The organism is Pseudoxanthomonas sp. PXM04 (genome assembly GCF_014851695.1).
Taxonomy (GTDB): Bacteria; Pseudomonadota; Gammaproteobacteria; order Xanthomonadales; family Xanthomonadaceae; genus Pseudoxanthomonas_A; species Pseudoxanthomonas_A beigongshangi.
The window spans coordinates 192291-205457 of record NZ_JACVAG010000003.1; the positions used below are offsets into that span (position 1 = coordinate 192291).

General features: G+C 65.8%; 7 protein-coding genes. 2 read left to right on the top strand and 5 right to left on the bottom strand.

Features of this window, described 5'->3' with window-relative positions; genetic code table 11:
- Positions 1–109: 109 nt before the first annotated feature.
- Complete coding sequence (locus tag IB228_RS09305; RefSeq protein WP_343227065.1) at positions 110–2668, bottom strand: glycoside hydrolase family 3 N-terminal domain-containing protein; 2559 nt, start codon at positions 2666–2668, stop codon at positions 110–112.
- Between the two features lie 106 nt (positions 2669–2774).
- Complete coding sequence (locus IB228_RS09310) at positions 2775–5612, bottom strand: TonB-dependent receptor (protein ID WP_192198187.1); 2838 nt, start codon at positions 5610–5612, stop codon at positions 2775–2777.
- Between the two features lie 204 nt (positions 5613–5816).
- On the opposite strand from IB228_RS09310, the gene IB228_RS09315 reads away from it, so the two are divergent.
- Positions 5817–7265, top strand: coding sequence for a glycoside hydrolase family 30 beta sandwich domain-containing protein (locus IB228_RS09315; protein WP_225562365.1), 1449 nt, complete (start codon positions 5817–5819; stop codon positions 7263–7265).
- 73 nt (positions 7266–7338) lie between these two features.
- A complete protein-coding gene (locus tag IB228_RS09320; protein WP_192198188.1) occupies positions 7339–8352 on the top strand; it encodes a LacI family DNA-binding transcriptional regulator in 1014 nt (337 codons plus the stop codon).
- A gap of 258 nt (positions 8353–8610) precedes the next feature.
- Here the strand turns inward: IB228_RS09320 and IB228_RS09325 are convergent, their stop codons facing one another.
- The 3 genes from IB228_RS09325 to IB228_RS09335 all read right to left on the bottom strand — a co-directional run bounded on the left by IB228_RS09325 (position 8611) and on the right by IB228_RS09335 (position 13144).
- The gene (locus tag IB228_RS09325; RefSeq protein ID WP_183640096.1) at positions 8611–10185 is read right to left on the bottom strand and encodes a sodium/sugar symporter; all 1575 of its coding nucleotides are present in this window, start codon (positions 10183–10185) and stop codon (positions 8611–8613) included.
- A 414-nt stretch (positions 10186–10599) separates the two neighbouring features.
- Positions 10600–10983: a hypothetical protein gene (locus IB228_RS09330; protein WP_192198189.1), complete on the bottom strand. Its 384-nt coding sequence runs from the start codon at positions 10981–10983 to the stop codon at positions 10600–10602.
- A 43-nt stretch (positions 10984–11026) separates the two neighbouring features.
- A complete protein-coding gene (locus IB228_RS09335) occupies positions 11027–13144 on the bottom strand; it encodes a prolyl oligopeptidase family serine peptidase (RefSeq protein ID WP_192198190.1) in 2118 nt (705 codons plus the stop codon).
- Positions 13145–13167: the final 23 nt, after the last annotated feature.

Genomic DNA, 13167 nt, shown 5'->3' on the forward strand with positions numbered 1-13167 from the left:
GGCTTGACCGACCAGCGGATCGTCAAAGGCCGCCGGAATGACCACGGTCGGTGACGGAAACGAGGGGTCGGTTTAACGACCCCTCATCCTTCGGAACGATTCGTGGCAATTACTTGCCGCACTTCACCGCATCGGCATCCGCCGCCGCACCGGCCACCACCTTGATGTTGGTGAAGGCGGCCGAGAACGGGGCGTCGGCGTCGATGGCGAACGGCATGTCGATGCCGCCCAGGTTGGCGCCGCGATCGGCGAAGCAGGACAGCGGCACCTTCACGGTGTGCTTGTCGCCGGGCTTGTAGCCGGTCAGCTGCGGAGCCAGATCGATGCCGTCGCCACAACCCTGCGTGCAACCGAAGCGCAGCGTGACCTTGCCCTTCGGTGCCTGCGCGAGCTTGATGTCGAACAGCAGCGCGCCCTTGTCCTGCGCGATCGACGCCATGCTGGTGCCGCCCGGGCTGCGCGCATAGAAGCGCGCCGGTGCCAGCCAGGTGACTTCCTTGGCGTCCTGCTGGGTATTGACCTGCACCGTGCGCACGCGCAGCGCCGGCTTGTCCTGCGGCCACTCGATGGTCTGGTTGAGATCGGCACCGAGCGCGCGATCCTGGCCCGCCGCCGACAGGTGCAGCGCGTAGGGCGCGGCATCGGCGAGGTTGAACACCGCCACCGTGGTGGCTTCGCCGCAGGTCGCGGGCGCGGCCTCCGCCAGCTTGGCAACCTGGCCGGGCTTGGCGTACGACAGACCGTAACCGAGTCCGAATTGCGCGGGCTTCTTCGGATCCGGATGGTTCGACGGCGCCGGGCACGCATCACCCGGCCACGGGAAGGTCAGGCGGCCACGGAAGTCATGCGCCGGCTTGCCGTCCGCACCGGCGAACAGCACGTCGGCCACGCCCTTGCCTTCGGTGCCCGGCAGCCACGCGGCGACGAACGCGCTCGACAGGTTGATCAGATCGTTGACATACAGCGGACGCCCGGACAGGAACACTGTCACGACCGGCTTGCCGGTGGCGGCGGCGGACTTCAACACCGCCAGATCCTCGGGGCTGCGCTGGCTGTGGGCGACGGTCTGGTACGGCAGGATGTCGCCCATCATCTCGGCGTACGGCGTTTCGCCGATCACCGCAATGACGGTGTCGAAGCTGGCCGGATCCACGCCTTCGGCAGATTCGCGCACGGTCACGTTGCCTTCGCCGACCGCTTCTCGGATGCCGGCCAGCAGCGTGTCCGCGTTCGGGTAGTCTGCGTTGGTGTTGTCGGTGCCCTGCCAGGTCAGCGACCAGCCACCGGCCTGGTTCGGCACGCTGTCAGCGTTCTTGCCGACGACCAGCACGCGCTGGTTGCGCTTGAGCGGCAGCGCGGCGTTCTCGTTCTTCAGCAGCACCAGCGACTCGCGTACCGCCTGGCGGGCCAGTTCGCGGTGCTGCAGCGATTCCGGCTTGCCGGCATGCGGGCTGTCGGACGGCTTGCGCTCGAACAGGCCGGCACGCAGCTTGACCCGCAGGATGCGGGTGACGGCGTCGTCGATGCGGGCCAGCGGAATCTCGCCGCTCTCGACCTGCTGGAGGGTGTTGGCGATGAAAGCCTTCCAGTCGTCCGGCACCATGATCATGTCCATGCCGGCGTTGATCGAAGCGGCGCAGCTGGCGTTGCTGCAGCCCGGCACCTGGCCGATGCCGTTCCAGTCGGAGACGACGAAACCGTCGAAGCCCATCTTCTCCTTCAGCGCGCCGGTCAGCAGGTCCTTCGTTCCATGCATCTTGCCGTAGTCCTTGCCGGCGGCGACGTCATTCCAGCTGTTGTAGGACGCCATCACCGTCTGCACACCGGCTTCGATGGCGCCGTAGTAACCCTGGCCGTGGACGTTGATCATGTCGGCCAGCGGCACGGTCGAATTGCCCTGGTCCTTGCCGTTGTCGGTGGCACCGTCGCCGATGAAATGCTTGGCCGTGGCGACCACGTCGCCGTCGCCCTTGAGCGTGCCCTGCATGCCCTTGACGTAGGCCGCGCCGTATTCGCGGATCAGCGCCGGCTCGGAGGAGTAACTCTCGTAGGTGCGGCCCCAGCGCGCGTTCTGCGCGACCGCCACGGTCGGCGCGAATGCCCAGCCGATGCCGGTGGCACGGGTGGACTGCGCGGTGGCCGCGCCGATCTTCTCGATCAGCGCCGGGTCATGCGCCGCGCCCAGGCCGATGTTGTGCGGGAAGATGGTCGCGCCGAACACGTTGCTGTGACCATGCACGGCGTCGGTACCCCAGATGATCGGCACCGGGATCTTTGCATCCGTGCTCATCGAAGCCGCGTAGTAGGCATCGGCCAGCGCCAGCCAATCCTTCACGTCGGCATGCTTGTTCTTGCCCGGCCAGGAACCGCCGCCATTGAGCACCGAGCCGATGTAGTACTTGCGGACTTCCTCCGGCGTAATCGACTTGATCTCCGCCTGGGTCATCTGGCCGACCTTCTGGGCCAGAGTCATCGACGCCAGGATTTCCTTGATACGCGCTTCCAGGGCCGGATCCTGCGCCACGGCGCTGGTCAGGCGTGGCCAGTCGGTCAGCTTCGCCGGCTCGGCGGGTTTCTGATCGGCAGTGGCCGGCTCCTGCTTGGCGCAAGCCGCCAGTCCCATGGCCAGGCAGATCCCGCTCAGGAGTGCGATATCACGGATTCTCACGTCTTTACCTCCGGATGTTTCGAAGAAGAAAACGGCGGATCGCTCCGCCGTGCACAACATCGGCGGCCGGCAGCGCCCTTTCGGGACATCGCCGGCCGGATTTGCATCAGTTGAACTTGTAGCTCACGCCGAACATGAACTGGCGGCCGTACTCGTTGTACTCCAGCGGCTGGCTCGCACCGCCACCGAACTCCGAATCCTGCACAGTGCGGTAGGGCGAGTTGGTCAGGTTGTTGACCTGGAACAGGAACGACATGCCCGCCATGTTGCTGCCATCCGGGAACTCGTAGCTGAGCTGCAGATCGGTCTGGCGATCCGCGAGGATGGTCGTATAGGCCCGCGAGAAGAACAGGTTGTAGATCTCGCCGCGGAACTCCGAACGGTAACGTTCGCTGACGCGCGCCGAGAAACCGTTCTTTTCGTAGTACAGGGTCAGGTTGGCGACATCCCGCGACAGGCCGGGCAGGCGATTGAGTGCCGCGACGTTCGACGTGGTATTGCCCGGATTGATGTTGCTCTCCGTGTACGATGCACTGAACTGCGCGCCGAAACCGTCGAGCGCGGGAGCGAACATGCCAAAGTCCAGGGCTGTACTCAACTCGGCGCCACGCAGGTAACCGCCCTGATCGTTCACGGGCGTGGTAAATGTGCCGATGTTGGAAACGGGCGGAATCGGGTCCGGATTGGTATAGCCGGTGAAGTCGTATGCAACCTCGTTTGGGCGGATGTAGTTGTCGAGGTTCTTGTAGAACAGGGCCACTGCCACGTAGCTTGCGGGTCCGAAGTACTTCTCAAATGAGATATCCGCCGCCTTCGCGCGCCACGGTTCCAGATAGGGATTTCCACCACTTCCGCTCCAGCGTCCGGTGTTCTGACCCGTCTGGGCAACCGAAGCGTCGGCAGCAGCGCGCATGTCATCGATGCGGCCACGTGCCAGCGTCTTGGCTGCGCCAAAACGGATGAACCAACCGTCGCCGAAATCTGCAACAAGGTTCAAGCTCGGCAACAGGTCATCGTAGTCGGTACCCGCCGATACGGCGCCTAGATTGTTCGGCTGCGACACATTGAATCCACGGGACGACTGATCCGTCTTGATGTACTGAACACCCACGTTGCCGCGAAGGCGAACGCGATCGCCCAAATCAGTATCGATATCAAGCTTGGCATAGAACGTATTCACTTTCTCCAGCACGGAGAAATCCTTCTGGAAGTCGTTCTTGTCCATTCGCACGGCGATATCGTAGTAACGACTCAATGCTTCGTTCACGTCATATGCCAACACGTGTGGAATGCCCACGAATCCCAGGTTTGTCGGCGCCACCAGAACGTCATTGTCGACCGTGACCGGAGTGCGACCATTTTTCAGGGTGGCGTAGTACACCGTCGAGATCTTCTCCTTCTCGCGCCGACTGAAGTTGAAGCCCACATCCAAACCTGAGAAAGGTCCAGACTGGAAATCACGCCTTATCTCGAAGCGGGCCGCCTTGATGGTGTCTTCCAGATGGGGCGTCTCGATGCGACCTTCACGACCCCAGCCAGACGGGTCACTCAGGACGACCGTAGAAGGGTCCGCATAGCTGCGACCGAACGAGAAACGAGCGAACTCCGAGCTCAACGGAGAACTGTAGCTCAGCGTGTCCAGCACCGGACTGATCGTTCCATCCGCACCGACCGTCTGCAGGCCGGCATAGGTCTCGGCAATGCTCTGCTCGCGCTCGGTGGTGGAATAGCTCAGGTCGGCCTGTGCGGTCCAGTTCTCGGCGAAGTGCCAGATGTTCTTCCAGCCCGCCGAGAACATGTCGTCCTGGCGGCGGTTGTAGTCGTTGCGGATGACCGGCTCGATGTTGGTCAGATTGCCGCCGGTGACGATGTCCACGTTGCCCCGGCGAACCACGCTCGGATTCGAGATCGTGACGCCGTTTCCGGTCCACGGATCCTGGCTCCACATAATGCCGCGCATCGTCTCCTTCTGATCGAACTTGGAGTAGTACAGGTCGAGGATGCTGTGGAAGTTCTCGTTGGGCTTGAACTCGAACACGCCCATCAGGCCATCACGGATCTGGTCGCTGGAACGCGCCCAGGCTTCGGCGCCCATCAGCATTTCCGCGCCAGCGGGCTTGCCCGGAATGCCATCGGCCGGGAACCAGTCCGCCGATCCGCCCCACCACCACGCCTTGTAGTGCTTTTCCTGGAACGGCGAGTCCAGATGCGCATAACCCAGCGCGATGCCGATAGTGTTGTTGGCGAACTGGTCAATGTAGGAAGCGCTGAAACGATTGCCCAGGCTGTTGCTGACCCCGGAATTCAGCCGCCCGAACGAGTTCTTCTCGCCACGTGCGTTGACCACGATCCGGCGCTGGCCGTATTCGAGCGGACGGATGGTCTGCAGATCGACCGTGCCTGACAGGCCTTGGCCAATCAGTTTGGCGTCGGGCGTCTTGTACACGGTCACGGCGTTGATGAGCTCGGACGGATACTGATCGAACTCGACACCGCGGTTGTCGCCGGTGGTGACCTGTTCACGGCCGTTGAGCAATGTCGCCGCGAAGTCCGGGGCCAGGCCGCGGATGGCGATGACCTGGGCACGACCATTGACGCGCTGTGCCGCCAGGCCGGGCAGACGGGCGATCGATTCGGCGATGCTGACGTCGGGAAGCTTGCCGATGTCCTCGGCGGAAATCGCCTCGACGATCGAGTTGGACTCGTTCTTGGTGTCGATCGAGGTGGCGATACTGCCGCGGATGCCGGTGACCTGCACCTTGTCGAGGGTGCTGATGTCCGGATTCTGTTGCTGTTCCGACGTCTTCTCCTGCTGCGCATCCTGGGCATGGACCGCGAAGGTGGACACGAGCGCCAGCGCGCAGGCGGAGGCAAGCAGTTGCTTGCGGGGGACGAAGCGAAGTTGGGAGCCGGCGGCTCCCCGAGCGTGTGCCTGGTGTGTCATGCGGCCCTCTCCAGCCTGTATTGACAGCGCTGTCATACTGTCGCTCAATGCGACTTGTCAATATCGCGTTACGCGAGCTGGCGGCAACTGCCGTCGTTGTTGGCGCATGGCGCGGGATACGTGGCGGCATCGCTGCAGCGCAGCATTGGAAATGCGCGGAAACATGGCGTTTTTTTCGCCACCGCGAACCGAGGGAGAGTTCCATTGAAAACGACCATCCGCTGGCGCATGCCATTCACCTTGTCCGTTCTGTTCGCGGCGATGTTCGCCGGCGCGGCCGGTACCGCGCACGCAGGGCCACGGGCGCAGGTGTGGATCACCACCTCCGACCATCGGCAGGCGATGCAGGCGCAGGCGCCGGTGGAGTTCGGCGACGACTCCGATCGGCGGACCCACATCGAAGTGGATCCGGAGCAGCGCTTCCAGCGCATGGTCGGTTTCGGCGCCTCCATCACCGATTCCTCCGCCTGGTTGATCCAGCACCGCATGTCGCCGGCTCAACGCGATGCGCTGCTGCGCGAGCTGTTTGGCCGGGACAACGGCGGGCTCGGCCTGAGTTTCACCCGCCTGACCATTGGCGCCTCCGACTTCTCGCGCCACCACTACAGCCTGGACGATCCGCCGGGCAACCAGCCGGACCCGGAGCTCAAGCACTTCAGCATCGAACCGAATCGCGGCGACGTGGTGCCGGTGACCCGCGCCGCCCTGGCGATCAATCCGCAGTTGCAGGTGATGGCCTCGCCCTGGAGCGCGCCGGCGTGGATGAAATCCAACAACAGCCTGATCCAGGGCACGCTGCGGCCGGAGTACTACGATGCCTTCGCCCGCTACCTGCTCAAGTTCGTCGACGCCTACGCGGCCGAGGGCATCCCGATCTTCGCCCTCACCGTGCAGAACGAGCCGGATTTCGAACCCAAGGACTACCCCGGCATGCGCCTCAATGCGCCGGCGCGGGCGCGCTTCATCGGCGATCACCTGGGACCGTTGCTGGCGAAGCGCAGGAACGCTCCGCAGATCTTCGACTGGGACCACAACTGGGACAAGCCGCAGGAGCCGCTGGGCGTGCTGAACGATCCGGCCGCCGGCAAGTACGTGTCGGCGGTCGCCTGGCATTGCTACGGCGGTGCGGTGGACGCGCAGACCCCGGTCCATGAAGCCTTTCCCGACAAGGACGCCTACCTGACCGAATGCTCCGGCGGCGACTGGGAACCGATCATCAGCGGTGGCCTGACCCTGCAGGCGCGTGGACAGGTCATCGGCGCGACGCGCAACTGGGCCCGTGGCGTGCTGTTCTGGAACCTGGCGCTGGATCAGGATGGCGGCCCGCACGCCGGCGGCTGCGATACCTGCCGCGGCGTGGTCACCATCGACTCGCGCACCGGCGAGGTCAGTCGCACCGACGAGTACTACGCCCTGGCCCATGCCAGCCGCTTCGTGCGGCCGGGCGCTTCCAGGATCGCGTCCGACGGCGAGGGCGGCGATCTGGATCACGTGGCGTTCCGCAACGAGGACGATGGCTCGCTGGTGCTGGTGGTGACCAATTCCGCCAACCGTACCCGCCGCTTTTCGATTGGGCAGGGCGGTCAGACCCTGCGCTACGCCCTGCCGGCGCGCAGCCTGGCGACCTTCGTTTGGACGCCGGGGGCGCCGTGACGCAGCGCGCAAGGCCGACGCCGCGCGCTCTGGCAGAATGACGCCCTGGAAGAGGTGAAGGAACCCCAGCGCCATGCGCATTCGGATTGAGGACGTGGCCGCCGCCGCCGGTGTTTCGATGAAGACGGTATCGCGCGTGCTCAACCACGAGCCGAACGTGCGCGAGGAGACCCGGCGCCGGGTCGAGGATGTCGTCGCCCGGTTGCAGTACCGTCCCAACCCGTCGGCGCGCAGCCTGGCCGGCCAGCGGTCCTACGTGGTGGCGCTGGCCTACGACAACCCGTCGCGCAACTACCTGATGGAAATCCAGAGCGGTGTGCTGGAAGCCTGCCGTGCCCAGCACTACACCCTGGTGCTGGCGCCGGTGACCTTCGGCCAGCGCGGCTACACCGCCGACATAACCTCGCTGGTCGAACATTTCGGCCTGGACGGGGTGCTGCTGATCCCGCCACTGACCGACGACAAGGCGCTGCTGGCGCAGCTGGAGGAACACGAGATCCCGTTCGCCAGCATTTCCCCGCGCGTGCGCCGTGGCCGTATCGGAGTGACCGTGGACGAGCACGCCGCGGTCTGTGACCTGGTGGCCGAACTGGTCGCCCTCGGCCATCGCCGTATCGGCCACATCAAGGGTCACAAGGCGCATGGTGCCTGCGCCTGGCGTTTCGCCGGCTATCGCGACGCGCTGGAACGCGCCGGCATCGACTTCGATCCGGACCTGGTGGTGGAAGGCGAGTTCACCTACGAATCCGGCGTGCATGGCGCCAACCAGCTGCTGGATCTGAAGGATCCGCCGACCGCCATCTTCGCCGCCAACGACGACACCGCCGCCGGAGTGATCCGGGTCGCGGGCCTGCGCGGACTGAGCGTGCCACGCGATCTGTCGGTCTGCGGCTTCGACGACACGCCGATCTCGCGCCACATTTTTCCGGCCCTGACCACGGTCCGCCAGCCAACCCGCGACATGGGCCGGGTGGCGACCCTGGAACTGCTCAACAGCATCCGCGATCCCGATGCGGGCCGGATGGTGCCGATCCAGTACTCCCTGGAACTGCGCGAATCCATCGCCCCGCCCCGCCGCAAGCGATGACGTAGAGCGGAGCTTGCTCCGCTGCTCTTCGCGCCATCCCCCAGCCGAGCAAGCTCGGCTCTACGTAGAGCGGAGCTCGCTCCGCTGCGCTTCGCGCCATCCCCCAGCCGAGCAAGCTCGGCTCTACGTGTAGAGCGGAGCTCGCTCCGCTGCGCTTCGCACCATCCCCTAGCCGAGCAAGCTCGGCTCTACGTAGAGCGGAGCTCGCTCCGCTGCTTCTTCGCGCCATTCCAAGCCAGGCAAGCGCGCGCCCGCGGATCACCAGAAGATCGTGTACAGGGCGAACAGGATGATGATCACGCCCACCGCGCCGATGTTGAACACGCCCGGGGTGCGGTAGTCCACATCGTCGGTGCGGATGAAATCCTTGCCTTCGGCGCGCGCGGTGGCCAGCGACACCACCACCGCCAGCACCAGCGCGGCCAGGAACACGATGCCGACCCGGTCCATGAACGGCAACAGGTAGACGCCGGTCTTCTGCGCCCAGAAGAAAGCCGCCGACAGCAGCACCGAACCCAGCGCCGCGGCCAGCGCGCCGGCCTCGTTGGCGCGCTTCCAGAACAGGCCGAGCACGAAGATCACCACGATGCCCGGAGTGAAGAAACCGGTGAATTCCTGGATGAACTGGAAACCCTGGTCGAAGCTGCCCAGCAGCGGCTTGGCCGCCAGGATGCCCAGCAGCACGGCGACGGCGGCGGCGATGCGGCCGACCTTCACCTGGCGTGCCTCGCTCGGCTTGCTCTTGGACTTGGCGTAGAAGTCGAGGGTGAAGATGGTCGCCACCGAATTGATCTTGGACGCCAGCGACGCGACGATCGCCGCCACCAGCGCGGCGAACACCAGGCCGAGGATGCCGGTGGGCAGCAGGCGCATCATCGTCGGGTAGGCCTGATCAGGTTTCTCCAGTCCCGGCGCCAGCACCACCGCGGCGATGCCCGGCAGCACCACGATCACCGGCATCAGCAGCTTGAGGAAGGCGGCGAACAGCACGCCCTTCTGCGCCTCGGCGATGTCCTTGGCGGCCAGCGCGCGCTGGATGATGTACTGGTTGAAGCCCCAGTAGCTGACGTTCATGATCCACATGCCGCCGATCAGCACGCTGATGCCGGGCAGATCCTTGTAGAAGGGGTTGTCCTTGCCGAGGATCATCTCGAAGTGCTCGGGATGCTGCGACCACAGCTTCTGGAAGCCGGCGACGACGCCCGCGCCTTCGCCGATATGGCTCAGGGTCAGGCCGGCGACCAGCAGGCCACCCAGCACCAGCAGCGACACCTGCACGATGTCGGTCAGCGCCACGGCCTTCAGCCCGCCGTATAGCTGGTACACCAGCGCGAACACGCCCAGCAGGGTCAGCGCCAGCATCTGATCCATGCCGGTCACCTGGCTGACCGCGATCGAACCCAGCCACATGATCGAGGTCAGGTTGACGAACACGTACAGCAGCAGCCAGAACACTGCCATCAGGGTGCGGATGCGGGTGCCGTAACGCTGCTCCAGGAACTGCGGCATGGTGTAGATGCCGTTGCGCAGGAACACCGGCAGGAAGAACTTGCCGACGATCAGCAGGGTCAGTGCCGCCATCCATTCGTAGGAGGCGATGGCCAGGCCGATGGCGTAGCCGGAACCGGACATGCCGATGATCTGCTCGGCGGAAATGTTCGCGGCGATCAGCGACGCGCCAATCGCCCACCATGGCAGCGACTTGCTGGCCAGGAAGTAGTCCTTGGCGTCCTTCTGGTGGCCGCCCTTCTCGCGGGACACCCACTGGGCCAGGATGAAGATGCCGGCCAGATAGACCAGGACGATGCCGATATCGAGTGCGGACAGTTCCACTACGGGCTCCCGTGGTAATGGATGGCGCATCGTCGCGCATTGGGATCCGTGGAAACACGCGCGCTGTCGCACGATGCGCGGCCAGTCGCGGCTCCATGGGATCCACCCGGCGGACGACAGGCGGAATCGCGGCATCACACGCCGGCAAGCACAAGGTTTCCCGCCGCTGATGACAGCGCTGTCAGCTTACGCAACGGGATCGTGTTTGCATCGTGCGATGCACCAATCCGGTGATTGGTATTTCTTTGGTGGTGAGGCAGGCCGGTTTAGATCGGTACAAACCCACTCGCGATGAAAGCGGCACCCGCCGCGCCGCGGCCGGATGCGCGAGGTGCCCGGAAGGCTCGTTCGCTACCCGTGGGCCTTGGCGCAGGCCAACACGTGGTTGTAGTCGCTGGACATGCAGCGATAGAACTACCGGCGCTCGCCGGTCGCGCCTTCACAGTCGGCGAGCGTCAAGCCCTCCAGCTGCGTCCTCAACGGCGCCGCCATGCGATCGAAATCCGCACGGGCCAGGTAGCCACCATCGAGATTGCGCTGGCCGACTTCCAGCATGGTTTCCACGCCCGAGCGCGCGTTCTCCACCGCCCTGGTGCAGGACAGCTCATTGTCGGCGTCCCGCACCTGCAGGAGTTGCCGGGTGATCGCGTCGACATCCTCCCGCACCTGCGGCGGCAGCTCGCGCGTCGCCGTGGTTTGCTCGGGCGAATCCGGCATGGCGATGGCGGCGGCGCACGCCGTCAGCAGCCAGGCCCCGGCCGTCAGCACCGATGCACGGCGTTTCCCGTTCCCTTCCATGGCATCCCCGTCCCCTCGTTCGAGGGGCGCGAGTATAGCCGCGTCAGCGCGGCCGCAGTCGCTCGTCATCCAGGCGCAGGTTCTTGCGCAACGATTCGCGCAAGGCCGCATCCGGCGGCAACGGCGCGCGTCCGCCCAGGTGCCGGTGCAGCATGGTCTCGACGAGATAGAGATAGGCTTCGCGGGTGACCGGATTGACCAGCTGGTGGCGTCCCTCGGCATCGACGAACAAGGTGACGTCCTTGCCCATCGATTGCAGTTGCGCGGCGTAATGCAGCACGCTGCGGATCGGCACGCGTTCGTCGTCCGCGCCGGCCAGCAACAGCACGGGCCTGCGCAGCGAGGCGGCATTGGCGATCGGCGACTGCACGCGCAGGCGTTCCATCACGCCGGCATCGGCCGGATCCAGCGACAGCATCCGCATGGTCGCGGCCATCGGCACGCCGCGGGTCATCTGGTCGCACCCGCGCGCGTACCAGCGCAGCACCCAGCCGAAGTCCGCCGGCGGCACCGCGGCGATGCCGACCTTGAACAGATCCGGCTGGAAGGTCACGCCCTGCAGCGCCGAGTAGCCGCCAAAGGAGGCGCCGAGGATGCCGACGCGCTGGCCGTCGCCTATGCCCTGGGCAAGCAGGTGGCGCACGCCTTCCACGATGTCCTGCTGGACCCGGCCGTTGCCGAAGTCGCCATTGCCGGCGAACAGGTAACGGCGACCGTGTCCGGTGGATCCGCGGAAGTTCGGTTCGAACACCACGTAGCCACGATTGGCGAGCATCTGCGATTGCCCGCCGAACTCCGGCCGGAACAGGTTGAACGGACCGCCGTGGACGTTGGCCACCAGTGGCGCGCGCGCGGGATCCACGCCGGACGGCACCAGCACGAAGCCATGCACGCGCATGCCGTCGGACGCGCGCCAGCTGAAGGCGATCTTGCGCGCCATCGCCGACTCGGGAAGCCGTCGAACCGGCGTGCGGTCATGGCGGAAACCCAGATGCCCCAGCACTTCGCGCAGCAGGCCGTCGCGCGGGTCGAACAGGTACAGGCGTTCGCCCTTCAGCGAGGCGGCGCGCTCGTGCACCAGCCAGCGCGCGGCGGGACCACGCCCGACCTCGATGCGCAGGTCGCGGTGCGGAAGGCGTTGCTGGAGCAAGGCGAGGGATCGCGCCGCCTCCGCCTGCAGGCCATAGGCCATGGCGTCGGTGCTGCGATAGGACGCGAACAGGGGTTCGCGGGTCACCGGATCCAGGGTCACCTGCGCCAGATCGGCTTCATTGCGCGGGTCGGCATGCAGCGTGCGCAGTTTTCCCTGCGCATCCAGGCGCGCCAGTCGGCCGAGATCACCGTCGGCATCCGTGTTGAGCAGGAGATCGCGTCCCTGCTCCAGCGTGCCCAGCATGGAGCAGCGCTGCAATCGCTCGCAGCGCAGCACCGGCCGCGCGCGCCCCTGCTCCACGCGCAGGATGACGTGCGCCTCGCCTTCCACCCGGGCCATCCAGGCCAGCCTTCCCAGCGGATCCACTTCGAAATCGATGATTTCCCGCGCGTCCTCGTGCACCAGCGTCTGCTTGCCCTGCACATCCACGCGCTGGATCCGCCAGCGCCTGGGCTGGCGCGTGATCGCGGGGGGACTCTCCATCACGAAGGCCGCGGCGGGCGACGCGGGATCCACGGCGACAAAGCGGCGCTCGAAGGTCCCGCCCAGGCGATCGATCGCCCCGGAGCCGGACTGCCCCGCCACCGCCAGCGCGAACAGCTGGCGGGAGGACGCCAGGAACAGCCAGCGGCTGTCGCGCGACCACGACAGTTCGTCCGCGTCGGTGTGTGCGAGCACCCGCTTCGGCGTACCGCCCGCGGTTGGCAGCAGCCACACGCCCCGGTTGGCGCCCTCATCCTTGAGGAAGGCGACCTGTTTTCCATCCGGCGAAAGCCAGGCGCCGATCAGGATGGGACGGGCGATGAAATCGATCCGCGCGAACATCGGCGCGGCGGGCCGAGCGCGTTCGGCGGCGACGGCGGCGCGCAGCGCGGCGTCCTCGTCGGCACGGGCGGGCGCGCACAGGGTCGCGAGAATCATCAACCATGCGAACCGGCAACGTGGGCGGAACGGCGAGTCGGACGCGCGCGCGACCGGCGCCGCCAGCGGCAGCGATGACAAGCTCATCAGCATTCTCCTGTATCCGGCCG